Annotated in this window: 23 protein-coding genes and 1 pseudogene; 10 read left to right on the top strand and 14 right to left on the bottom strand. The window is 75.1% G+C overall.

Going from position 1 to position 22,803, the window contains the following annotated elements:
* Positions 1–16: 16 nt before the first annotated feature.
* The gene (locus tag ACZ6EM_RS13525) at positions 17–1,546 is read right to left on the bottom strand and encodes a protein kinase domain-containing protein (RefSeq protein ID WP_465772406.1); all 1,530 of its coding nucleotides are present in this window, start codon (positions 1,544–1,546) and stop codon (positions 17–19) included.
* Complete coding sequence (locus ACZ6EM_RS13520; protein WP_359899347.1) at positions 1,543–2,304, bottom strand: serine/threonine protein kinase; 762 nt, start codon at positions 2,302–2,304, stop codon at positions 1,543–1,545. Before ACZ6EM_RS13520 ends, ACZ6EM_RS13525 begins: the two co-directional genes overlap by 4 nt.
* 326 nt (positions 2,305–2,630) lie before the next feature.
* On the opposite strand from ACZ6EM_RS13520, the gene ACZ6EM_RS13515 reads away from it, so the two are divergent.
* Together ACZ6EM_RS13515 and nagB are read left to right on the top strand one after the other, a co-directional pair.
* Positions 2,631–3,038, top strand: a complete 408-nt coding sequence (locus tag ACZ6EM_RS13515; protein ID WP_465772405.1) for a hypothetical protein — start codon at positions 2,631–2,633, stop codon at positions 3,036–3,038.
* Between the two features lie 288 nt (positions 3,039–3,326).
* The gene (gene nagB, locus ACZ6EM_RS13510) at positions 3,327–4,109 is read left to right on the top strand and encodes a glucosamine-6-phosphate deaminase (RefSeq protein WP_359899350.1); all 783 of its coding nucleotides are present in this window, start codon (positions 3,327–3,329) and stop codon (positions 4,107–4,109) included.
* Between the two features lie 120 nt (positions 4,110–4,229).
* On the opposite strand, the gene ACZ6EM_RS13505 is transcribed toward nagB, so the two are convergent.
* From ACZ6EM_RS13505 to ACZ6EM_RS13495, 3 genes are all read right to left on the bottom strand, one after another.
* Positions 4,230–5,360 carry an aminotransferase class I/II-fold pyridoxal phosphate-dependent enzyme gene (locus ACZ6EM_RS13505; protein WP_452179906.1) on the bottom strand — a complete coding sequence of 377 codons (1,131 nt, stop codon included), beginning with the start codon at positions 5,358–5,360 and terminating at the stop codon, positions 4,230–4,232.
* Positions 5,357–6,013 (bottom strand): helix-turn-helix transcriptional regulator, encoded by a 657-nt coding sequence (locus tag ACZ6EM_RS13500; protein ID WP_380353810.1) that lies wholly within the window; start codon positions 6,011–6,013, stop codon positions 5,357–5,359. The genes ACZ6EM_RS13505 and ACZ6EM_RS13500 overlap by 4 nt, the downstream gene beginning before the upstream one ends.
* 112 nt (positions 6,014–6,125) lie before the next feature.
* Entirely contained in the window at positions 6,126–7,736 is a 1,611-nt protein-coding gene (locus ACZ6EM_RS13495) for a beta-propeller fold lactonase family protein (RefSeq protein WP_465772404.1), read from the bottom strand.
* Between the two features lie 313 nt (positions 7,737–8,049).
* Here ACZ6EM_RS13495 and ACZ6EM_RS13490 point away from each other — a divergent pair, with 313 nt between their 5' ends.
* The 3 genes and pseudogenes from ACZ6EM_RS13490 to ACZ6EM_RS13480 form a co-directional block, all read left to right on the top strand.
* Positions 8,050–8,511, top strand: coding sequence for an RrF2 family transcriptional regulator (locus tag ACZ6EM_RS13490; RefSeq protein WP_452179905.1), 462 nt, complete (start codon positions 8,050–8,052; stop codon positions 8,509–8,511).
* Between the two features lie 73 nt (positions 8,512–8,584).
* Positions 8,585–9,766, top strand: coding sequence for a globin domain-containing protein (locus ACZ6EM_RS13485; protein WP_401055947.1), 1,182 nt, complete (start codon positions 8,585–8,587; stop codon positions 9,764–9,766).
* Between the two features lie 69 nt (positions 9,767–9,835).
* A pseudogene (locus ACZ6EM_RS13480) lies at positions 9,836–10,276 on the top strand (LutC/YkgG family protein); the annotation flags it as partial.
* Between the two features lie 6 nt (positions 10,277–10,282).
* On the opposite strand, the gene ddaH reads toward ACZ6EM_RS13480, so the two are convergent.
* Together ddaH and ACZ6EM_RS13470 are read right to left on the bottom strand one after the other, a co-directional pair.
* Entirely contained in the window at positions 10,283–11,110 is an 828-nt protein-coding gene (ddaH, locus tag ACZ6EM_RS13475; protein WP_452179903.1) for a dimethylargininase, read from the bottom strand.
* A 251-nt stretch (positions 11,111–11,361) separates the two neighbouring features.
* Positions 11,362–12,255, bottom strand: coding sequence for a 4Fe-4S domain-containing protein (locus ACZ6EM_RS13470; protein WP_401054668.1), 894 nt, complete (start codon positions 12,253–12,255; stop codon positions 11,362–11,364).
* Positions 12,256–12,473: 218 nt separating this feature from the next.
* Between ACZ6EM_RS13470 and ACZ6EM_RS13465 the strand changes: the two genes are divergently transcribed.
* Positions 12,474–13,256 carry an SGNH/GDSL hydrolase family protein gene (locus tag ACZ6EM_RS13465; RefSeq protein ID WP_359899372.1) on the top strand — a complete coding sequence of 261 codons (783 nt, stop codon included), beginning with the start codon at positions 12,474–12,476 and terminating at the stop codon, positions 13,254–13,256.
* Between the two features lie 12 nt (positions 13,257–13,268).
* Here ACZ6EM_RS13465 and ACZ6EM_RS13460 read toward each other — a convergent pair whose 3' ends face one another.
* A complete protein-coding gene (locus tag ACZ6EM_RS13460) occupies positions 13,269–13,706 on the bottom strand; it encodes a ribosomal maturation YjgA family protein (protein WP_465772403.1) in 438 nt (145 codons plus the stop codon).
* A 234-nt stretch (positions 13,707–13,940) separates the two neighbouring features.
* On the opposite strand from ACZ6EM_RS13460, the gene ACZ6EM_RS13455 reads away from it, so the two are divergent.
* Positions 13,941–15,389 carry a DUF2252 domain-containing protein gene (locus ACZ6EM_RS13455; protein WP_465772402.1) on the top strand — a complete coding sequence of 483 codons (1,449 nt, stop codon included), beginning with the start codon at positions 13,941–13,943 and terminating at the stop codon, positions 15,387–15,389.
* 40 nt (positions 15,390–15,429) lie between these two features.
* Here the strand turns inward: ACZ6EM_RS13455 and ACZ6EM_RS13450 are convergent, their stop codons facing one another.
* From ACZ6EM_RS13450 to ACZ6EM_RS13440, 3 genes are read right to left on the bottom strand one after another with little or no spacing between them, the layout of a single operon-like run.
* Complete coding sequence (locus ACZ6EM_RS13450) at positions 15,430–16,125, bottom strand: alpha/beta fold hydrolase (protein WP_452179900.1); 696 nt, start codon at positions 16,123–16,125, stop codon at positions 15,430–15,432.
* Positions 16,126–16,153: 28 nt separating this feature from the next.
* Positions 16,154–17,698, bottom strand: coding sequence for an MFS transporter (locus ACZ6EM_RS13445; RefSeq protein WP_465772401.1), 1,545 nt, complete (start codon positions 17,696–17,698; stop codon positions 16,154–16,156).
* The gene (locus tag ACZ6EM_RS13440; RefSeq protein ID WP_401053333.1) at positions 17,695–18,258 is read right to left on the bottom strand and encodes a helix-turn-helix domain-containing protein; all 564 of its coding nucleotides are present in this window, start codon (positions 18,256–18,258) and stop codon (positions 17,695–17,697) included. Before ACZ6EM_RS13440 ends, ACZ6EM_RS13445 begins: the two co-directional genes overlap by 4 nt.
* A gap of 257 nt (positions 18,259–18,515) precedes the next feature.
* Between ACZ6EM_RS13440 and ACZ6EM_RS13435 the strand changes: the two genes are divergently transcribed.
* The gene (locus ACZ6EM_RS13435) at positions 18,516–19,766 is read left to right on the top strand and encodes a DUF5685 family protein (protein ID WP_401049032.1); all 1,251 of its coding nucleotides are present in this window, start codon (positions 18,516–18,518) and stop codon (positions 19,764–19,766) included.
* A 4-nt stretch (positions 19,767–19,770) separates the two neighbouring features.
* Here the strand turns inward: ACZ6EM_RS13435 and ACZ6EM_RS13430 are convergent, their stop codons facing one another.
* From ACZ6EM_RS13430 to ACZ6EM_RS13420, 3 genes are all read right to left on the bottom strand, one after another.
* Positions 19,771–19,968 carry a hypothetical protein gene (locus ACZ6EM_RS13430; protein ID WP_401049034.1) on the bottom strand — a complete coding sequence of 66 codons (198 nt, stop codon included), beginning with the start codon at positions 19,966–19,968 and terminating at the stop codon, positions 19,771–19,773.
* Entirely contained in the window at positions 19,961–20,104 is a 144-nt protein-coding gene (locus ACZ6EM_RS13425; protein ID WP_401049036.1) for a hypothetical protein, read from the bottom strand. The genes ACZ6EM_RS13430 and ACZ6EM_RS13425 overlap by 8 nt, the downstream gene beginning before the upstream one ends.
* Positions 20,105–20,359: 255 nt before the next feature.
* Complete coding sequence (locus ACZ6EM_RS13420) at positions 20,360–20,923, bottom strand: TetR/AcrR family transcriptional regulator (RefSeq protein ID WP_401049037.1); 564 nt, start codon at positions 20,921–20,923, stop codon at positions 20,360–20,362.
* A 100-nt stretch (positions 20,924–21,023) separates the two neighbouring features.
* On the opposite strand from ACZ6EM_RS13420, the gene ACZ6EM_RS13415 reads away from it, so the two are divergent.
* Together ACZ6EM_RS13415 and ACZ6EM_RS13410 are read left to right on the top strand one after the other, a co-directional pair.
* Positions 21,024–21,506 (top strand): nuclear transport factor 2 family protein, encoded by a 483-nt coding sequence (locus ACZ6EM_RS13415; RefSeq protein ID WP_401049039.1) that lies wholly within the window; start codon positions 21,024–21,026, stop codon positions 21,504–21,506.
* Between the two features lie 137 nt (positions 21,507–21,643).
* Positions 21,644–22,726: a TolB family protein gene (locus ACZ6EM_RS13410; RefSeq protein ID WP_465772400.1), complete on the top strand. Its 1,083-nt coding sequence runs from the start codon at positions 21,644–21,646 to the stop codon at positions 22,724–22,726.
* The last annotated feature ends 77 nt before the right edge of the window (positions 22,727–22,803 follow it).

The following is a 22,803-nucleotide window of genomic DNA, read 5'->3' as shown; positions in this document are numbered from 1 at the left end:
ATCCCATTTCGCGGCGTCACCCTCCGTAGCCACCAAGGTACTGAAGCACTTTGTCGACATGTGGTCGAACCCGTTCCGGCACGCCCCCGGCGGCCACCACGCTCTTGTCACTGGTGCGGTAGGCCGCCGCGACCAGGGCGGGCAGGTCGCGGGTCAGGCCGCGGTGCTTTATCTGCTGGTCGAGCCAGCAGACGTAGTTGCCCATCGCGGCGATCGCGTCGCCCGGGTCCCAGTACGACGTGGCTCCGGGGTGGGTGGCGGCCTTGCCCCAGGCCTCGAAGACCGAGGGCGTCCACATCGCGATGCCGTACTCGCCGGTCCCCGGGCGGGCCGCGTTCGGGTCGAAGCCGCTCTCGGCCTTCAGCATGGCGGCCAGCAGCACCGGGGTGACCTCCGGCTCGGGGCAGCGCCGCGCCGCGGTCTCGATCATTCCCCGGTAGGCCACCGGGACGTCCGAGCCGGCCGGGATCGCACCGGGCAGCGGGGGCACCGCGCGCCGGGCGGCGCCCGGCCCGCCCGGCTCCGGTCCGCCGGTCAGGGCGAGGACGGCGAGCCCGCAGGCCAGCAGGCCCGCGCCGGCCCGGACGGCGGCGCGGCGGCGCCGGCCCGGCGGGGCGGCGGCCCGGGCGACCAGCAGGGCCAGCCCGGTCCGGGTCCGCTCCTCCCGCCCGGGGGCGAGGCAGGCGGTGACCACGGGCCGCCAGCGCGCCGGCAGCGCCTCGTCCAGCCGCAGCGGCGCGGCGCCCCGCGCGTACGCCTGGGCGGCCAGCGAGCGGGCCCGGGCGGTCGCGCCGAGGAAGGGGTGCAGGCCGCCGGTGAGCAGTTGGTGGGCGATCACGCCGAAGGCCCAGACGTCGGCGCTGGGGCGCACCGCGACGCCGCGGGCACCGGTGCGCTCGGACCACCACTCGGGCGGGACGTGGTCGGGCGAGCCGAGCGGAGGGGCGTAGGCGTGGGTGCCCTCCAGCTCGGCGGTGAGGCCGAAGTCGGCGATCTTGGCGGTGCCGTCGGGCATCAGCAGGACATTGGCCGGTTTCAGGTCCCCGTGCACCCAGCCGGCCCGGTGCATGTGGGTCAGCCCGGCGCAGACCTCGGTCAGGATGCGTTCGGCTCCGGGCGCCGCCGTACCGGGGCGGGCCTCGGCCAGCAGGTCCTGGAGGTTGCGGGCGGCGCGTTCCATCACCAGGGCGACGGCGCCGTCGAGCGCCGGGTGGTCCGGGTCCTCGACGGTGGCCACGGCGAAGGTGCGGATCAGGTGGGGATGGTCGGCGCGGCGGCTGAAGCGCTGCTCGCTGCGGGCCATCCGGGCCACGGTCCGGCGCTGGCCGGGGCTGAACCGGGCCGCGCCGAGGATCTTGACGGCGGCCGGGCCGCCGTCGGGGCCCTCGGCGGCGTACACGCTGCCCCAGGCGCCCGCGCCGAGGAAGGCGCCGAGGCGGTAGCCGGCGATCGGGTAGCCCGCCGGGACCGCGAACGGCGGGCCACCGGGCGCGGGCCCGCCGCCGGGCGGCTCGGGCTCCGGCCCGGGCGGGGCACCGGGCGTCACGGCCGGGCGGCCGGGCGCCGGGGCGGGAGCAGTGCGAGGTGCTCCTCCCGGACGAGGTCGAACCTCAGCGCCAGCGCCACCAGTTCCTCGCGCTTTCCGCCGCCCGGGCCCTCCTCGTACGGCTCGCGCAGCCGCAGCTTGGTCGCCACCAGGTAGTCGATGTGGTAGTTGACCGCCGAGCGGCTCAGTCCGCGGCAGCCGGGCAGGGCGCGCAGCCGGGCGAGCACCTCGGTCACCCCGGGGACGGCCGCGGCGGAGGGCGAGCGCAGTCTGGGCTCGCAGAGCGCGAGCAGGACCAGGAAGTACTTGGCGGTCGGGTCCAGGGCGAACGGGCTGACGGTGCGCTCGCCCTCGGCGCCGCCGGGCCGGCCGTCGAGGTAGGCGTGCTGCGGGGCGAAGACCTTGAAGGCGGCGGGCCCGCCGAGGGCGGGCAGCAGCACCCGGGAGAGTTCGAACGGGACGGGCGCGCCGATCCGGCCGGGCGCGACCTTGACGTGCTCCCCCGCGCCCTCCAGGTTCTCCACCACGTAGGTGGCCGAGGTGCTGAAGTTGGACAGCCGCCAGTAGTCCTCGGCCGCGACCACCTCTCCCGCCCGGCGGGAGACGCCCTGGTCGGGCAGCGGGATGGGGACCGGCCGGCCGGGCTCCCCGCGCCCGAACACCGCGGTCTCGCCCGGGCCCATCCGCAGCAGGCCGGGGGTTTCGCCGGGCGCCACCTCGGGCCCCGGACCGGGAAGTTGCACGATGACCGTGTCCACGCGGCACCTCCGTGGGATCGGGTCGATGGTATCCGTCCGATTCGCCCCGGGGGCAACCCGCCACCCGGACGGGTGAGAGGAGCGCCGGGGCACCGCCAACCCCGCCGGGCCGTGGGCGGGTTGCCGATGCCACCCGCCGCTTCCCGATGAACCGATCGTCCGTCAGGACTGGAGTTGTCCGTGTGCTGAACGGGCGGCAAATGGTTGCAGGATGTAGTTGAACCGTCACCATGAGTGTGACGCAACGCACACACGCCGAGTTCACAATGTGTGCAAGACTCATCTCAAGGAGTGAGATTCCCTTAATTTCCAAGGAGGTTCGCATCATGCGCACTCGGATCGCAGCTGTGGTCATGGCAGCGGCAGGGATAGCTGGCCTGTCGGCGGCCCCGGCCATAGCGGCCACGGCGACGCCCGGAACCGACGGCGCGGCCTGCGCCGCGGTGCTCAACCGACCCTGCGTCTCGCACCAGGCCGACGGCGGGGGCATCGTGGGAGTCGCCCGGGTCAGCGCCGACCGGGGCCAGTTGACGCTGGTTCGGGTCGAGATCCGCACCCAGGCCGCCTGGGGCAGCCCGTGGAAGACGGTCGCCGCCGCGACCACCGTGCGGTTCGGCTCCGCCGAGGCGGTCACCCCGCGGGTGACCACCACCGCCCCCCGCATGATCTGCGCGACCGCCGGCCCCGCGCTGGACGTCGCCCAGCAGGTCACCACCTGTACCAACCCGTTCTGACCGCGGGGCCGCCGAGGCGCCGCACCCGCCCACCCCACGCCGTCCGTACGACCGGGCAGCCGTCCGGACGACCGGTGAGCAGGAAGCCGTAGCGGACACGAACACCGGGCCGGCCGTCGGGACATCCCCCGACGGCCGGCCCCGGCCGTTCCCACCCGGCAGAACGGGCCGGGGCGGAAGATCGCCCGCCAGTCGGACCCGGGTGGACCTGGGGCACCCCTTCACGGCAAACTGGTCTAGACCTCGGAGGTCTAGACCTCAGACTCGCCTCAGAACGGTGGACCCAGTATGGAAATCGTGATCGTCCCTGACGCCCGTGCGGCCGGCGACCTCATCGCCGCGGCGATCACCGATCTGCTGACCGACAAGCCCGACGCCCTGCTCGGCGTGGCGACCGGCTCGACCCCGCTGCCGATCTACCAGGCCCTGGCCGAGCGGGTCCGCGACGGCCGGCTGGACGCCGCCGAGGCGCGCATCTGCCAGCTGGACGAGTACGTCGGCCTGCCCGCCGGCCACCCCGAGTCGTACCGGTCGGTGGTGCTGCGCGAGGTCGTGGAGCCGCTCGGCCTGACCGAGGACTCCTTCCTGGGCCCGGACGGCAACGCGTCCGACATCGCTGCGGCGGCCGTCGCCTACGACCGCGCGCTGGCCGAGGCCGGCGGCGTCGACCTCCAGCTGCTCGGCATCGGCACGGACGGCCACATCGGCTTCAACGAGCCCTGCTCCTCGCTCTCCTCCCGGACCCGGATCAAGACCCTCACCCGGCAGACCCGGGTGGACAACGCCCGCTTCTTCGACAGCATCGACGAGGTCCCGCACCACGTCATCACCCAGGGCATCGGCACCATCCTGGAGGCCCGCCACCTGGTGCTGCTCGCCACCGGCGAGGCCAAGGCCGAGGCCGTCGCGCTCGCCGTCGAGGGCCCGCTGTCCGCGGTCGTCCCCGCCTCGGCGCTCCAGCTGCACCCGCACGCCACCGTGGTGGTGGACGAGGCGGCCGCCTCCCGCCTCAAGCTCGCCGACTACTTCCGCGACACCTACGCGGCCAAGCCGGCCTGGCAGAAGCTCTGACCACTCCCGGGCGGCACCCCTGACGGGCCGGGGTGCCGGCCGCCGACTCCCCTCGGTGGCCGGCGCCCCGGCCGCTTCGCGTCCGCCCCGGGTGCGCACCGGGTCCGCCCCGAGTGCGCCTCAGCGCTTGCGGAGCCAGTCGCCGAAGGCCGCCAGGCCGGGGCCCGGGTCGCGGCGGCCGACGCCGATCCGGAAACGGTCGGCCGGGGTCGGGGTCAGCTCCGAGCGGAAGACGTCGGCGGGCAGCAGCAGCACGCCCGCCTGTTCGACCAGGGCGGTGCAGAACTCCGCCACGTCGCCCGGGCCCCGGTAGCGCGGGTAGGCGACGCAGCCGCCGTCCGGCGCGCGCCACTCGAAGAGGTCGGCGAACTCGGCGAAGAAGGCGTCGAACCGCGGCAGGTTCTCGGCGATGATCGCGCGGTTGCGGGCCAGGATGTGCTCGCGGGCGGTGATCGCGATCCGGGCCAGCACCTCGCTCGGCGCCGAGTTGCAGATCGTGGTGTAGTGCTTGGCCCGCTCCAGGCGCGAGCGCAGTTCCCGGTCCCGGCAGGCGATCCAGCCGATCCGCAGGCCGGGCAGGCCGAGCGACTTGGAGGTGACGTTGAGCGACAGGGCCCGCTCGGAGAGGTCGGCGGCCTGCGGCAGGGTGCGGGCCCGGTCGTGCTCCAGGCCGCGGTAGACCTCGTCCGAGAAGAGCCGGATGCCGCGCTCGTCGCAGAGTTCGGCCAGCCGGACGAAGTCGGCGGCGTCGATCACCTTGCCGGTCGGGTTGTTCGGGAAGTTGACCGACAGCACCCTGGTGTTGGGGCGCAGCGCCGCCTCGACCGCGTCCAGGTCCAGCGCCCAGTCCCGCTCCGCGTCCAGCGCGACGCCGGTGACCTCGCACAGCGAGAGCGGAACGGTCTCGGCGGACTGGTAGTTGGGGGTCAGCACCACCGCGTGGTCGCCCGGTTCGAGCAGCACCTGCATGGCGAGGTTGAGCCCCTCCTGGGCGCCGCCGAAGCAGATCACGTCGTCCTCGCCGACCTGTTCGTACATCCCGGCGACGGCACGGCGCAGCCCGGGGTCGCCGAAGGTCTCGGTGTAGCCGAGGGCCAGGGTGTCCCAGGCCTCGCGGTCCTCGGGGCCGGCCAGGGCGAGCAGTTCGGCCATCGTCATGGTCTGCGCGTCGGAGGCGGTGAGGTGGTACCGGGCGGTGAACTCCCAGCGCGAGAAGTGGGTTTCGAGCCGGAAGTCGGGGAGCTGGGTCACTGGTGGTACTCCTTGGCGGGGCCCGCCGGGTGCTGCTTGAGCTCGGCGAGCAGGCTGTACGCGGTGGAACGGGAGATCCGCAGCGCGGTGGCGACGACCGGGACGGCGCGCCGGACGGCGAACACCCCGGCCCGGTCGAGTTCGGTCAGGACGGCGAGCCGGTCCTCGCGGGTGAACCGCTCCAACGGGCGGCCCCGGTCGCGGACGTACCCGCCGACCACGTCGTTGATCCGCTCGGTCCAGTCGCGCTCGAAGAGCGGTTCGGGGCGCGGCGCGGTGGGGGCGGCGAAGCCGGCCAGCAGGGCGGCGGCCTGCTCCAGCGGGCCCCGGTCGAGGTTGACGCAGAGCACCGCCGTGGGCTTCCCGGCCTCGTCGCGCAGCACGGCGCTGACCGAGGAGAGCCGCCGGCCGTCGGGCAGCAGCTTCTCGTAGGGGCCGTAGACGTCGGGGGCGGAGGGGTCGATCCCGTCCAGTTCGCCGAGCAGCGAGGGGTCGCCGGGGGCCCGGGGGGTCATCGGGTTCCAGATGGCGAGGACCCGGTCGGTGGCGGTGTCGTGCAGCACCACCTCGGCGTACGGGCCGAGCAGCAGGGCCACGGCGCGGCAGACCGGGGACCAGGTCGGCACGCGTGGGTCGGGGTTTTCCGCAGACATGATCGGACTGTACGTCCGGATCGGACACTTCGTCCAGGACTTTCGCGCACCGGGCCCCGCCGAAGGATCTCGGCGGGGCCCGGTGCGGCTGCCCGTGTGCGGCGGGCGGGCGCTACTTGCAGGTGATCAGCAGCCCCAGGACCGCGGAGCAGCTGCGGGTGGCCCGGCTGGTGGCGGGCGACGGGTCGGCGGGCGCCCCGGCGGTGCGGGCCACGGTGACGTCCCAGCTGCGGAGCAGCGAGAACAGGCCGACCCCGACCGAGAAGTGCCGGGTGGTGCTCGCGCCCTTGGCCAGGGGCGTGGTCAGCGCGCAGCCGAGCTTCCCGGCGGCGACGGTGCAGTCGCCGGAGGTCGTGGTCAGTCCGGCGGGCAGGTCGGCGGTGACGGTGGCCGCGGTGACCGGGTCGGGGCCCTGGCCGGTGAGGGTGACGGTGTAGTCGACCCGGCTGGACAGCAGCCCGGTCACCGGGGTCGCGGTGAGCGCGACGCCCAGGTGGGCGGCGGGGGCGGTGTAGGTGAAGCGGTCGGCGGCGACGGCCGCGCTGGTGCCGCCGGGCCCGGTGACCCGCACGTCCACCGGCCCGGTGACGGTGGTCGCGGGGGCGGTCGCGGTGCAGCTGGTCCGGGTGCAGCTGAACGAGGCCGCGGCGCCGGCCGCGCCGAAGGTCACGGCGGTGGCGCCGGCCAGGTCGGTGCCGGTGACGGTCACCGTGGTGCCGCCCGTCCCGGAGCCGCCGTTCGGGCTGATCGCGGTCACGTCCGGCACCGGCAGCGGGAAGTCCACCACGTCGACGGCGTTGCCGGTGAAGTCGGCGAGGTAGCCGTGCCGCCCGTCGGCGGTCAGGGCCAGGCTGTACGGAGCGGCGCCCACCGGGACGGTCGTGGTGACCGTCCGGCTCGCGGTGTCCACCACGCTCAGGGTGTTGTCGGCGTAGTTGGAGACGTAGGCCGCCGCGCCGTCCGGGGAGAGGGTCACGGCGTAGGGGCCGGAGCCGACCGCGACGGTGCCGAGGACCGTACCGGCCGCGGTGTCGATCACCGCGGCGGTGCCGTCGTCGCCGTCGGCGGCCCACAGCCGGGTGCCGTCCGGGCTGAGCGCGAGCCCGAAGGCGCCGTGGCCGACCGGAACGGTGCCGCTCACCGTGCCGCTCGCGGTGTCGACGACGGTGACGGCCTTGTCCCCGGAGGCCGCGACGTACAGCCGCGCGCCGTCCGCGGAGACGGCCAGCCCGTGCGGTTCGGCGCCGACCGGCACGGTCGCGGTCACGGTTCCGGACGAAGTGTCCAGCACGCTCACCGTGTTGGCGGCGACGTTGCTCACGTAGGCCCGGGAGCCGTCCGGCGCGAGGGCGAGGCCCCAGGGCTGGGCGCCGACCGGGACGGTCGCGGTGACGGCGTTGGTCGCGGTGTCCACGACGCTGACGGTGTTGTCCAGATGGTGCGTCAGGTAGGCCCGGTGCCCGTCGCGCGACACGGCGACGGCGTAGGAGCCGCTCCCGGCGGTGAAGGTGCCGGACACCGTGTTGGTCGCGGTGTCCAGCACGCTGACGGCGCCGCTGCTCTGGCTGGTCACGTAGGCGTGGCCGCCGTCCGGCGTCAGCGCGACGCCCGCCGGGTAGGGCGCCACCGCCACGTGCGCGGCCACGGCCGGCGGCGGCGTGACGGCCACGGCCGTCGCGGGCAGCGACAGCAGTGCGGCCGTGGTCGCGACTGTCGCGGCCACGGCCGTCCGGGTACGGGGTGCACGGGGTATGCGGGGCGCACGGGATGTGCGGGGTGTTCTCATGGATCTCTCCTGCTGCTCGGCACGTGCGGGTGGTGCGGATGTGGTGGTGCTCGGAGCAGGGGGAAGCGTAGGAGGCTCTCTGACTTTCCGTCAGGGAGTGACTACTAATGTCGCCAAATGTTCAGATCCGATCGCAGCGCGACACAGCCAGGCCCCGCGCCCGCCTCCCCGGGGGCAACGTGACCACGGTCGCGGTCGGAGTCGTGCAGAAAATTGGAGTTCGAGATTCGTATTCGGTAGCGTTCCGAACGTGAGGCTGACCAAGAGCACCGACATCGCCCTGCGGATCGCCATGCGACTGGCCGTCCTGGGCGAGGGCGACAACCCGACCACCCGCGAGGTGGCCGAGTCGGTCGGTGTGCCGTACACCCACGCGGCGAAGGTGGTCAGCCGGCTGCAGCACCTGGGGGTGGTGGAGGCCCGGCGCGGTCGCGGCGGTGGGCTGATGCTCACCTTCGCCGGGCGCACCGGCTCGCTCGGACTACTGCTGCGGGAGCTGGAGGGGGTCGGCGACGTGGTCGGCTGCGAGGACGACCCGCCGTGCCCGCTGCGGGCCGCGTGCCGGCTGCGCGGGGCGCTGCGGAACGCCCAGGAGGCGTTCTTCGCGGCGCTCGACCACCTCTCCGTCGCCGACCTGGTGGCCTCCCCCACCGGACCGGTCCTGCTCAGCCTCACCGCCGGACCCCCTGACGCCGCCGGACCCACCGGCTGATCGGGCCACCCGGGGCCGCGCACCCCCTTGCGGCCTTTAATGCGAATCTCAGATACCAATAAGGAGTCGTCTGATGCTGTCCGCGAAGTCCGCCGAGGTCATCGAGGCCACCCTGCCCGTCGTGGGCGCCGCCATCGGGGACATCACCCCGCGCTTCTACGACCGGATGTTCGCCGCACACCCGGAGCTGCTGCGCGACCTCTTCAACCGGGGCAACCAGGCCAACGGCAGCCAGCGCGAGGCCCTGGCCGGGTCGATAGCCGCCTTCGCCACCGCCCTGATCGCCAACCCGGACCAGCGGCCGGACGCGATGCTCGCCCGCATCGCCCACAAGCACGTCTCCGTCGGCATCGCCGACGACCAGTACAAGATCGTCCACGAGCACCTGTTCGCCGCCATCGTGGAGGTGCTCGGCGAGGCCGTCACCCCCGAGGTCGCCGCCGCCTGGGACGAGGTCTACTGGCTGATGGCCAACGCGCTGATCGCCGTCGAGGACCGGCTGCGCGCCGAGGTCGCCGCCGGCGGCGACCCGGCCGACCTGTGGCGCCCCTGCACCGTGGTCGCCCGCGTCCAGGAGACCGAGGCCGTCACCACCTACCTGGTCCGCCCGACCGACGGCCGTCCGGTGCCGGCCTTCCGCCCCGGCCAGTACGTCTCCGTGCGCACCGAACTGGCCGACGGCGCCCACCAGATCCGCCAGTACAGCCTCTCCGGCGGCGCCGACGGCGCGCTGCGCTTCAGCGTCAAGCGCGAGGACGGCGGCGAGGTCTCCGGCCACCTGCACGACCACCTGAAGGCCGGCGACCCGATCGACCTGGCGCCCCCGCTGGGCGACATCGCGCTGGCCGACGGCGACGGGCCGGTGCTGCTCGCCTCCGCCGGCATCGGCAACACCCCGATGACCGCCATGCTCGACCACCTGGCCACCACCGGCTCCACCCGGCGGATCGTCTCCGTGCACGGCGACCGCGACCAGCTGAGCCACGCCTTCCGGGCCGAGCTGGCACGGCTCACCACCACGCTGCCGAACGCCACCTCGCACGTCTTCTACGAGCAGCCGCTCGGCGAGTGGCCGGCCGAACGCACCGGCCTGGTGGACCTCTCCACCGTCGAGGTCCCGGCCGGCACCACCGCCTACCTGTGCGGCCCGCTCCCCTTCCTGCGCGCCGTCCGCGAGCAGCTGCTGACCGCGGGCGTCCCGGCGGCGGACATCCACTACGAGGTGTTCGGCCCGGACCTCTGGCTCGGCGCCTGAGATCCCGGGGCCCTGAGGCCTTGAGGTCCTGAGGTCCCCCCGCGGCACCGGTCCGCTCGGTACGATCACGAGCGGGGCAGCCGGACGGTCGTGGTGCCGGCCGGTCTGCCGGCCGGCTGGCTCGCCGCCGCCGAGGCCGAGGGGGTCGCGCTCCTCCCGGACGACGGGACGCCGACCGCCGCCCGGCTGGACACCGCGGACAGCGTGGTGACCGGCTGTGCGCTGGCCGTCGCCGAGACCGGGACGATCGTGCTGGACGCCGGTCCGGGCCGGGGCCGGCGGCTGCTCTCGCTCGTCCCCGACCACCACGTCTGCGTGGTGCGGGCGCCGGAGCAGGTCGTCGCCTCGGTGCCGCTCGCCCTGCCGCGGCTCGATCCGGTGCGCCCGCGGACCTGGATCTCGGGGCCGTCCGCCACCAGCGACATCGAACTGGACCGGGTGGAGGGGGTGCACGGGCCGCGCACCCTGGAGGTGCTGCTGGTCACGGCGGCGGAACGGGACGCCGGGTAGGGCGTGTCACCGCGGCCTGAGTTCCAGGGTGCAGCACTTCGCCCCGCCACCGCCCTTCAGCAGCTCCGAGACGTCCACCGGGACCGGCTGGTAGCCGTGCTCGGCCAGGCGGCCGGCCAGGTTCTTGGCCGCCTCCGGCAGCAGCACCCGGCGACCGTCCGAGACCGCGTTGAGCCCGAACACCTCGGCGTCGGCCCGGTCGGCGAGGACCGCGTCCGGGTACAGCGCGCGCAGCACCGAGCGGCTGTCGGCGTCGAACGCCTCCGGGTAGTACATGACGTGGTCGTCGGCGAGCACCGCCAGTGCGGTGTCCAGGTGGTAGAAGCGCGGGTCGACCAGGGTCAGGCTGACCACCGGGACGCCGAACAGCTCCCCGGCCTCGGCGTGCGCGGCGCGCGAGGTGCGGAAGCCCGTCCCGGCGAGCACCCGGCGGCCCACCACCAGGTGGTCGCCCTCGCCCTCGTTGACATGCCCGGCCCGGCGCACCTCGCGGTAGCCGTGCTCGCGGAACCAGGCCAGGTAGGCGTCCGACTCGGCGGCCCGCTCCGGGTGGCGGAAGGTGGCGACCAGGGCCCGGCCGTCCAGCACCGTGGCGCCGTTGGCGGCGTACACCATGTCGGGCAGGCCGGGCACCGGGTCGATCAGCTCGACGGTGTGGCCGAGCCGGCGGTACGTCCAGTAGAGCCGCTCCCACTGGCGCAGGGCGAGCGCGGTGTCGGTGGGCTGGGACGGGTCCATCCACGGGTTGATCGCGTAGTCCACGGTGAAGTGCGTCGGCCGGCACATCAGGTAGCGCCGCGGCCGGGCCTGGCGCTCCGGTGTCTGCGTGAGCATGACTCAACCATCCTTGGATCGCGGGGAGTTCGTCGCACGGAGTTCGGGGTTCGCGAGGCCGAACACCTTCGTTCCCAAGGCGGCTGCCCCGGCGGAACCGTTCGCACACCCGGGCGGGCGCTCCCGGCGGTCGCACGCCCCCGCGCACCCGGCGCAGGCACCGGCGCACCGGCCCTCCGGCGCCCGCGGGCGGGCCGCGCCGCCCGCGAACCCCGGCCGCCGCAGCGAGCCGCCCTGCCCGTGGACCCCGGCTACCAGCGGACCGCGCCGAAGTCCACCGGCCCGGGCCGCAGCTCCCGGCACCGCTCCGCCAGCGCCCGCAGCCGGCGGTCCGCCTCCTCGGCGGACATCCGGCGCCGCCCGCCGTGGCCGGGCAGCAGCCACTCGAAGCGCAGTACGCCGAGGCCGCGCCGCAGCGAGGCGGCGAGCTCCTCGATCGAGTACCAGGTCACCGATTCCGCCACCTCGATGTCCCCGGTGGTGCGGGACCAGTACAGGCTGTCGCCGCTGAAGCAGTACCGCTGGTCCGCGAGGTAGAGCACGCTGCCCCGGGTGTGGCCGGGGAACGGGTGGGCGACCAGGCCGGGCGAGACCTCCGTCGGCCCGGTGCCGCGCAGCACCCGGTCGGCGTCGGGCGCGGCCTCCAGGTCGCCCTCGTGGATCCAGAGCCGGGCCCCGAGGCGGTCGGCGTACGCCCGGCCGTGCGCGGCGTGGTCGCGGTGGGTGAGCAGGACGTCGGTGACCGGGCCGAGCGCGGCGTACCGGGCGGCCAGGGCCTCGCTGTAGCGCGGCGTATCGACCATCACCCAGCCGGTCGGGCGGCGGCAGAGGTAGGAGTTGGCGCCCGCGATGCGGCGGGAGTTGTGGCCGAGCAGCAGCAGGTCGTCGGCGAGGGCCAGCGGGAACGGGTCCTCGGCCGGGTCCAGCGGCCCGGTGCCGGGGCGGATGGAGCGGGTCGGGCAGGCGTGGGCGGCGGCCAGCAGCTGTCGGCGCTCGGCCGCGTCGCGCGGCTGGCGGACCAGCTCGGAGCGGCCCTCGTGCTCGCGGACCAGGCCGGGCGCGAGCTGCCGGGCGACGTCGCAGTTGGTGCAGCGGTCGTCGATGGACCAGTTCTCGGGCGGGCCGGAGCGCAGGTCGGTGGTCATGGATGCCTTCCCCCAGGAGGACTGCGGCCGGAGCCGGCCGCTCCCTTCGAGCATCCGCCGGACGGGCCGGAAAGCGGAAGGGGGTGCCGATCTTGCGCTTTCCGGGGACCGGGTCTCTGCGGGCGGAAGCGCCCGGTGCGGGTACGTGGCCCATCTCACGTGCCGCCGGGGTCACCTACGGTGGCGTAGGTCACTTGATTGGGTGAACTATCTCTTTCATGCCGAATCTCCAGGAGACCCTTGACCTCGATTCGTACGCCGCCCTCGGGGACAGCTTCACCGAGGGTCTGAACGACCCCGGCATCGATGGCAGGTTCGCCGGCTGGGCCGACCGGCTCGCCGGAATCCTCGCCGACGGACGCCCGCCGGGCGACTTCCGCTACGCCAACCTCGCCGTGCGCGGCCGGCTGCTGGACCAGATCACCGCCGAGCAGGTGCCGCAGGTCCGCCGCCTCCAGCCCGACCTGGTCACCTTCTGCGCGGGCGGCAACGACATCCTCCGGCCGGGCAGCGACCCGGACGAGGTGGCCGGACGCTTCGAGGCCGCCGTCGTCCAGCTCACCGAGAACGCCGGGACGGTGCTGGTCTGCACCGGCTTCGACACCAAGGACGTGCCGCTGCTGAAGCACCTGCGCGGCAAGATCGCCACCTACAACGGACACGTGCGCGCCGTCGCCGACCGCAACGGCTGCCAGGTGGCCGACCTGTGGTCGCTGCGCGCGGTGCAGGACCGCCGCGCGTGGAGCGAGGACCGCCTGCACCTGTCCCCCGAGGGCCACCAGCGGGTCGCCCTGCTGGCCGCCCGCTCGCTGGGCCTGCGCACCGCGCAGGACCCGGAGGCCCCGTGGCCGGACGCCCGCGTGCTCACCCCGGCCGACCAGCGGCGGGAGAACATCCAGTGGGCCCGCGAGCACCTGCTGCCCTGGGTCGGCCGGCGCCTGCGCGGCGAGTCCTCGGGCGACCATGTCGAGCCCAAGCGGCCGGAGCTGCTTCCGCTCTGACGGTCCGTCGGCTCACTCCGCCGGACGGCTGCACCGAACGGCTCCGCCGACCTCTGCGACTCGGGAGGTCCGCAGCAGCCGGTGGAGCGCTCCGGCACAGCCCGCGCCGACCAGGTACCAGAACAGGTCCGGCGGGTTGAAGGTCGAGCCCAGCACCAGCCGGGCCAGGACGCTGTGCCGCCCCCAGGCGTCCGGCAGGCCGGTGAGCTGGAACAGCTCCACGGCCCAGCTCAGCGCGGCGGCCAGGACGGCGGCCCGGCCGGGGCGCAGCCCCGGCGCGGCCAGCACGAGCAGGGCGTACAGCAGGACGGTGTAGAGCGCGTCCCCGGCGTCCTTGGCGAGGTCTCCGCCCAGCGCCGCCCGCACCCCCAGCCCGGCCGCCACGGTCAGCGCGGCGGCGGCCCCTGCCGCCAGGCGCACCCGAAGGCCTTTCCCCCCAAGATCGTTCACCCGCCCCACGCTACCCCGCGCCGCACGCACTCCGCCCCGGCCGCCCGCCGCCCGCCGCCCGCCCCCGGAGCCCACACGCTCCGCGCCGCGCCCGATCCCGACCCGCGCCACCTGCGCCCCGCAACCGGACCTCCTTCCCCCGGAACCACCGCGCGACGCCGCACGTCACTCCCCCCGACGAACGTCCGCGCAGGTCGCGGGCGGGATGAGGACCGGAAGGGACGGGCGGGACACGTGGCGCACGTGGGTGGGGCCGAGGCGGCCGAGGATCGGTCGGGGCCGGCGGCGGGGCGGGACGAGCGGACCCGGCGCGGGTTCGCGGTGGCCGGGTTCGCCCCGGCGCAGGACGGGAGGGCGCGGGAGCGCGGCAAGGAGCTGCGGGCAACGTTGCCCCGGGAGCGGCACGCGGAGTTCGCGCCCGCGCCCGACCGGCCGACCGCCGTGTCCGCGCTGGAGACCTCCAACACGGGCCGAATAGCCCGACTGGTACCGATCCGGGTCGGCCGGATGGCCGCGAGCCCGTTCGCGTTCCTGCGCGGGTCGGCCGGGCTGATGGCCGCCGACCTCGCGGGCACCCCGGTGACCGGGGTCGGCGCGCAGCTGTGCGGGGACGCGCACGCCGCCAACTTCGGTCTGTACGGCGACGCCCGCGGCCAGATCGTGCTGGACATCAACGACTTCGACGAGACCGTCCCCGGCCCCTGGGAGTGGGACCTCAAGCGGCTGGCCGCCAGCCTGGTGCTGGCCGCCCGCGAGGCCGGGGCGAGCGAGAGCACCGCGCGCGAGGCCGCCCAGCACGCGGCCGGCTCCTACCGCCGGACGGTGCGCACGCTCGCCAAACTCCCCGGGCTGGACGCCTGGAACGCCATCGCGGACGAGCAGCTGGTCTCCTTCGCCGAGGCGCACGACCTCGCCGAGGTGCTGCGCAAGGTCGGCGCGAAGGCGCTCGGCAACACCAGCGCGCGGTTCGCCGCCCGCAGCACCGCCCGTACCGCGGACGGCGGTTGGCGCTTCACGGCCGCTCCCCCGGTGCTCACCGAGGTGACCGACGCGACCGCCCGCGCCGTCGCGCACGCGCTCGGCCCGTACGTCGAGACGGTGCCGGCCGAGGTGCGCACCCTGCTGTCCCGCTACCGGGTGCAGGACGTGGCGTTCCGGGTGGTGGGCACCGGCAGCGTGGGCACCCGCTCGTACGTGGTGCTGCTCACCGACCACCGGGACCAGCCGCTGGTGCTGCAGGTGAAGGAGGCGCGTCCCTCCGCGCTTTTGCCGTACCTGCCGGCCGGGCCGCGGTCCGTGCCGGACGGGCACGAGGGCCGCCGGGTGGTGCTCGGGCAGAAGCACATGCAGGTGGTGAGCGACACCCTGCTGGGCTGGACCACGGTCGACGGACTCCCCTACCAGGTGCGGCAGTTCCGCAACCGCAAGGGCAGCGTCGACCCGGCCGCCCTGCAGCCGTCCCAGCTGGACGACTACGCCCGGATCACCGGCGCCCTGCTGGCCCGGGCGCACTCCCACACCGCCGACCCGGGCCTGCTGGCCGGGTACTGCGGCAAGGGCGAGACGCTGGACGAGGCGGTCGCCGCCTTCGCGGTCGCCTACGCGGACCGCACCGAGGCCGACCACGCCGACCTGCTGACGGCGGTGCGCAACGGGCGGCTGCCCGTCGAGCACGGCGTCTGACCCGCCCGGCCGCGGCCTCGCGGCTCACCGGGCCGGCGGCTCACCGGGCCAGGAACGGCGCCACCGCGGCGACGAACTCGGCGGGCCGGGCACCGTGCACCAGGTGCCCGGCCTCGACGGTGACCAGGCGGCAGTCCGGGATCAGCCGGGCGAGTTCGGCGATCCGCTCCTGCGGGATGTGGCTGGCCGGGCCGCCGGCCACCGCCAGGGTGCGGGCCGTGATCCTCGCCAGCCCCGCCCGCCAGGCCGGGTCGGGGTCGTCGAGCTGGGCCCTGACGGCCCGGACCATCGCCCAGTCGAAGTGCACGTCCGGGTCCGGATCCTCGGGCAGCGCGCTCGCCGGGCGCGGGTACAGCGCGGGGATGTCCTCCAGGACCAGCCGGTCGATCCGCTCCGGCGCGGCCTGGGCGAGCAGGTAGGCGACGGCGCCGCCCATCGAGTGGCCGACCAGGTCGACGCGGGCGAGTCCGAGGGCGTCGAGGAAGGCCAGCACGTCGTCCCGCATCGCCTCCAGCGAGTAGGCGGCGGTGCGGGAGCTGCCGCCGTGGCCGCGCAGGTCGAGCGCGTACACGTGGTGGCCGGGGGCGAGCCCGGGCAGGACGGGTGCCCAGTCGGCGGCGCGTTCGCCGAGGGCGTGCAGCAGGACGAGGGGAGGGCCGCCGGGGCGTCCGCTCTCCCGGTAGGCGAGCGTCACCCCGGGCAGGTCCACGGTCCGGTTCCGTACGGCGTCGGTCATGCCCGCCACGGTACGCACGGACCACCGGCTAGCGGACCGGCGTTCGCCCTCGGCGGATCGCGACCCGCTCGCCCTCGCGCTGCTCGCGGGCCGCGGCGCGGCCGGCGAGCACCGAGGCGAGGACGGCGAGTCCGGCCACCGCGGCGCACACCGTGCTCGCCGTCAGGAAGGCCGAGCGGTGCCCGCCGCCGCCGGCGGTCTCCCGCAGGTAGACGCCGGACAGGGCCGAGATCGCGACGGCCGCCGCGATCCGCTGCGCCATCTGCAGGATCGCCCCGCTCACCCCGGCCGCCTCGGCGGGCGCGTGGCGCAGCACGAACGCCTGGTTGGTGGAGCCCATCAGTCCGACCGAGGCGCCGCCGAGCAGTTGCAGCAGCGCCAGCAGCCAGGGCAGGACGGCGGCGGGCGCCCAGTGCGCGAGCAGCCCGCTGAGCAGCATGGCGAGCGCCGAGCCGACCATCCCGGCGGTGACGGTGCGCCGGCCGTAGCGCTGGACGACCCGCCAGGCGAGCGCGGAGGCCGTGCCCATGGCCACGGCGGAGGGCAGCGCGACCAGCGCGGCGCCCATCGGGGACAGGCCGAGGCCGTCCTGCAGGAACATGGTCAGGACCAGCGAGGCCGCGAGCGAGGAGCCGAACTGGGCCATCGCGGTGGCCGTTCCGAGCGCGTACGGCGCGGAGCGGGTGAGGGCCGGGTGGATCAGCGGCCGGCCGCCGGCCCGGGCGTAGCGGCGCTGCCACCAGGCGAGCGCGCCGAGCAGCAGCAGGGCGGTGGCCGCGAAGGCGAGCCAGCCGGTCCAGCCGGGCGGCCGGACGAAGGGCAGCATCAGGGCGAGGGTGAGCGCCCCGACCAGCAGCAGGCCGAGGAGGTCGAGGTTGGCGTCGCGCGCGCTGGGGCGGGGCTTCGGCAGGTGGCGGGCCGCCAGGGCGACGGTGGCCAGGCCGAAGGGGACGTTGAGCAGGAAGGTCAGTCGCCAGCCGTTCTCGGGGCCGGCCAGGGCCAGCACGGCGCCGCCGATCGGCGGGCCGAGCGCGAAGGCGAGGCCGCCGGTGACGGCGTACATGCCGAGGGCGCGGGCCCGCAGCTGGCCGTCGAAGACGTCCTGGAGGGTGCCGATCATCTGGGAGTTGACCAGGCCGGCGCCCGCGCCCTGGAGCAGCCGGGCGGCGATCAGCACCCCGGGCTCGGTGGCGGTCGCGGAGACCAGGCTGACCAGGGTGAACAGGGCGAGGCCGGTGACGAAGAACCACTTGCGGCCCTTGACGTCGCCCAGCCGCCCGCCGGGGATCAGCGCGAGGCCGAAGGCCAGCGAGTAGCCGGCGACGATCCACTGGAGGTCGGCGGGCCCGGCGTGCAGGGTCTCGCGCAGGGCGGGGATGGAGGTGTTGAGGACGGACTGGTCGAGCAGCGTGGTGAAGCCGCCCGCGACGCAGACCAGCAGGATCCGGCGCCCGGCGGCGTCGAAGCGCTCCTTGGGCTTTCCGGATCCTCCGGGCTTCCTGCCGTCCTCGGCCTCCCCGCTGTCCTCGGGCTTCCCGGGCTCCCCGGCTATCGGGTCGGCGGCGGCGCTCACGGCTCGACCACCACCAGCGCGTACCGGGCCTCGCCCGGGCCGAGGCTGCGGAAGCGGCTGGTGACGCCGACGTGGCGCAGGCAGTCGCCGGGGCCGAGCGGCTGCGGCTCGCCGTCCACGGTCAGCTCCAGGTTCCCCTCGAACAGCCACAGGTGGTGCTCCCGGCCGGGCGTACAGGCGCGGTCGTAGGCGATGTCCGCGCCGGCCGGCAGCCGGCCCTCGATGATCTCCGCCCGCAGCGAGCCGTGCGGCGGCGAGACCGACCGGCGGACGAACCCGGTCGTCCCGTCCCGCCAGACCTGCTGCTCCCCGGCCCGCACCAGCCGGGCCGGGCCGGACTCCACCTCGGCGAGCAGCCGCGACATGGTCCGCCCGTACACGGCGCACAGCCGACCGAGCAGCGCGGCCGTCGGACTGACCTCCGCCCGTTCCACCCGGGACAGCGTCGAGCGGCTGACGTCCGCCAGCCGCGCCAACTCCTCCAGGGTCCATCCGCGTTCCAGCCTCAGCTCGGCGAGCCGTTGCGCCAGCCGCTCGTCGGCGGCCGTGTCGATTCCCATATTCGCGATGCTATCCCGGATCTGAGATCATCTCACCGGCTCCGGGCCCACGACTCCGGCCGGCCGGCGCAGCCGGGACGGCGGCCAGGGGGCGGGGCGGGCGGCGGGCGGCGAGTGGCGCACCCCTGGGGAGGTGCGTCCGTCACCTCCGCCCGGTCTCCGGGGCTTGACGGGGCCTCGGCCCGAACGGGGCGCCGATCATATGATGTGCGGCGGATCGTGGCCGGTCGGCGGCCCGTGAAGCAAGGGGGACCAGCGTGTTCGGCATCATCAGACCGTGCAGGCACCGATTGTCGGAGCGCCTGCAGACGTCCTGGATGGCCCACCTGTGCGGGCTCTGCCTCGCGCTGCGGGACGACCACGGGCAGCTGGCGCGAACGGCGACCAACTACGACGGTCTGATCATCTCCGTGCTGGTCGAGGCCCAGGCCGCCCGGGAGGACTCCTCCTGGCGCCGCACCGCCGGGCCCTGCCCGCTGCGCGGCATGCGGACCGCCTCCGTCGCCAAGGGCGAGGGCGCCCGGCTCGCCGCCGCCGTCTCGCTGGCACTCGCCTCGGTCAAGATCCGCGACCACGTCGAGGACCGCGACGGCGTCTTCGCCCGCCGCCCGGTCGCGGCCGGAGCCCGTGCCGTCACCCGGCGCTGGGACCGGCAGAGCGCGGGCAGCGCCTCCACGGTCGGCTTCGACACCGCGGTGCTGCTCGACGCGGCCTCCCGGCAGGGCGAGTTGGAGCGCTCACTGCGGCCCGGCGGGTCCGTCCTGCTGGTCACCGAGCCCACCGAGACCGCCACCTCGGCCGCCTTCGCGCACACCGCCGTGATCGCCGGGCGCCCCGGCAACGCCGCCCCGCTCGCCGAGGCCGGACGGCTGTTCGGCCGGCTCGCCCACCTCCTCGACGCCGCCGAGGACCAGGCCGCCGACGCGGCCTCGGGCGCCTGGAACCCGCTGACCGCCACCGGCACCGACCACGCCGAGGCCGAACGGCTCTGCCGCGACGCCGTCCACGGCATCCGGCTCGCGCTGCGCGAGGTCGAACTCGCCGACCGCACCCTCGTGCACGTACTGCTCGCGCACGAGACCGAGCGGGCGGTGGAGCGGGTCTTCGGACCGGCCCGGCACGGGGCGGCCTGCCGCCGCCCGGACGCGGCGGGCGCCGCCACCGGCGACCACCCGCACCAGGCGCCGCCGCAGCAGACGCCGCCCGGGCAGGCGCCGATCCCGCCGTGGGTGCCGCAGGGCCCGGGCTTCACCCCGCCCGGCCAGAAGCCGCCGAACCCCCGCAACCTGCTCGCCGGGTGCGCGATGTGGGCACTGATGGCCTGCACCTGCCAGCTGCTCTGCTGCGACCACGAGGACCCGTTCAGCCGCGAGCGCCGCGAGGGCTTCTGCGTGCGGAACGACTGCGAGTGCGGTGACTGCAGCGGCTGCGGCGACTGCTGCCAGTGCTGCGACGGGGGTTGCTGCGACGGGTGCGACTGCTGCTCGTGCGACTGCGGCTGCAGCTGACCGGTCAGTCCCTCCGGTCGGCGCCGCCCTCCCGCTCCCGACCGCCCACCACCGGCCCGGGGTGCCCCCGCAGCACCCCGGGCCGGTCCGCGTTCCGCTCCTGCCCGGCCTCCCCGCGCCGCCAGAGCGGCAGGACGGCCACCGGCAGCACCGCCACCGGACCCGGCCCGGCGCACTCGGGCGGCTCGGCGCACTCAGACATCGCGCCCCGCCGCCTTCCGGTCCACCACCAGCGAGTCCTCCAGCCGCGCCAGCAACCGCCGGAACCGCTCGGTGTCCTGCTCCGTCATCCGCCCCTCGGGCGACGCCCCCGGCCGCTCGGCCGCTCTCTCGTCCATGCGCCCGAGGCTAGGCGGTGGCGATCAATGGGCGATAAACGCGCGTTCGGGCGAAAAGCACTCGCCCGGTGCGGTTCGGCCGGGAACGGTCGCCCCTCATGGCGTCCCCTCCGCACCGCCGGCACCGCCGACACCCTCGGCACCACCCGCTGCCGCCCGGCACCGCCCGAGGCCGACGGGCAACGACGGCCTGTACGCGGCGGTCGCCACGGGCGACGGGGTGCGCTCGCCCCCGCCCCCGGCTCCCTCCCCCGACTACCGCCCCGGCGTCGCGGCCAGCAGCAGCCGGGCGGCCTCCCTCGCGTCGGCGGCGGCCGTCGGATCGCCGTGGACGGCGGCGCTGGTGATCGCCCCCTCGGCCAGCAGGGTCAGGTGGACGGCCGTGGCGGGCGGGGCTCCGGCGGCCCGGGCCAGGCCCGCGAGGTAGCTTCCGAACTCCGCCTTGTGGTGCCGGGCGGCGGCCACCACCGCGGGGCTGACGGCGCCCAGTTCGCCGAGCGAGTTGACGAAGGCGCAGCCCCGGAAACCGGGTTCGGCGAACCACCGGCCGAGCCAGTCGTAGACCGCGAGCAGCTGCTCCCGCGGGTCGCCACCGGTGCGCGAGACGTACTCGGCGAGGCTCGCCCGCCAACGGCCGTCGCGGCGCAGCAGGTAGGCCTCGACGAGCTCGCCCTTGGACGGGAAGTGCTGGTAGACGCGGCGCATGGTCATGCCGGAGGCGGCCCGGACGGCGTCCATGCCGACCGCCTGGATGCCCTGCCCGTAGAACAGCTCCTCGGCCGCGTCGAGGATCCGGGTCCGCGGGTCTTCCTGCTCCATCTGCCGTGCCCTTTGCGTGAGAACGATGGTTCTCCTATCGTAGCCACCAGAGTGAGAACGATCGTTCTCACCAGCGGAACGCCCATTCCGAGGAGCATCCATGCCCGAGACCGGCACCGAGCAGCGCCCGCCCCTGCCCCCGTTCACCGAGGAGACCGCCCGCCGTAAGGTCCGGGCCGCCGAGGACGCCTGGAACACCCGCGACCCCCGGCGGGTCGCCCTCGCCTACACCCCGGACAGCCGCTGGCGCAACCGCTCCGAGTTCCTCGCCGGCCGCGAGCGGATCGCCGACTTCCTCACCCGCAAGTGGCAGCGCGAGCTCGACTACCGCCTGATCAAGGAACTCTGGGCGTACGACGGCGACCGCATCGCGGTCCGCTTCGCGTACGAGTGGCATGACGGCGACGGCCGCTGGTACCGCTCCTACGGCAACGAGAACTGGGAGTTCGACCGCGACGGCCTGATGGCCCGCCGGCACGCCTCCATCAACGACCTGCCGATCACCGCCGAGGAGCGCCTGTTCCACTGGCCGCTCGGCCGCCGCCCGGACGACCACCCGGGCCTCACCGAACTCGGCCTCTGAACCGCCCCCGCCACGGGGCCACGGCGCTCCCCCCGCTGTTCCACGGCTGTGACACGGCACGCATCCGCCGCTGACCTCGCACTGCGAGGCTCCTGGTCGAAGGCGAACAGCACACAAGGGGGACCAGGAAGATGTCCGTGCGCAACAGTTCCGTGCGAAACCGGTTCGGCACCACCGCGGCGATCGCCCTGGTGGTCGGCGTCGGCGCCGTCCTGGTCTCCGCCTGCGGCCCCGAGAACGGCGACTCCGCCCCCACCGCCGCTCCGACCGGCGGCGCCGCACCGACCGGCTCCACCCCCGGGGCGGCGTCGCCGGGAACGGCCGCGCCCGGCCCCTCCGCCCCCTCCGGCAGCGCCGCGCCCGGCGGCGGCAAGGAGGTCAACGGCACCTCGGCCGCCAACCACCTGACCATCTCCACCGGCACGGCGACCGTCGCACTGAACGGCACCACCGTCGACTTCGGCACCGTCGTCCGCGACCTGGCCTGGTCCCCCGACGGAAAGAAGGCCGCCTTCGTCAACGGCGACGGCGACCTGATGACCGCCAACCCGGACGGCACCGGCAAGGTCGTCCTCGCCAAGAACCCCGGCGGCGAGACCTGGTCCCACCCCACCTGGCAGCACGCCACCGCCGACCCGAGCGTCACCGCCGGCGGCGAGGCGCTGGATCGGTTCGCCGCGATCGTCCTCACCTCCGACAAGGGCGGCACGCTGCGGCTGGAGAAGGTCCCCAGCAAGTCCCCCGGCGCCACCCCCGAGGTGCTCACCCCGCACATCTCCGAGGGCGGCGGCGATCCGGTGCCGCAGCCGCCGCAGACCGGCAACACCTGGGCCAACGCGGGCGGCCACCGGGGCGAGATCGTCTACGCCAACACCCCGACCAACGAGGTGTACCTGTACGACGACTACATCCGCCCGGCGACCCGGGACCTGGGCAAGGGCTCGCAGCCGGCCCTCGCCCCGGACGGCGAGCACCTCGTCTTCGTCCGCTCGGTGAACGGGCACGACCACCTGTTCACCCGCTCCACCCAGATCGACCAGAAGGCCGAGAAGGACCTCACCCCGTCGGCCACCACCGACTACACCCAGCCCGCCTGGTCCCCCGACGGCAGGACCATCGCGGTCCGCACCTCGGACGGCATCAGCACCCTGCCCGCCGACGGCTCGGCCGCGCCGACCCAGGTCTCCACCGTCAAGGGCCTGCCCTCCTACCGGCCCTGACGGCCGCCCGGCCCGGTCGTCGGCCACCGGTACAGGACCGAGACGCCGTTACCGGAACCTGATCGTTTCGACGGCCG

The sequence above is a fragment of the Kitasatospora sp. NPDC041917 genome (assembly GCF_055589745.1).
This window is presented reverse-complemented; position numbering and strand designations above follow the sequence as displayed.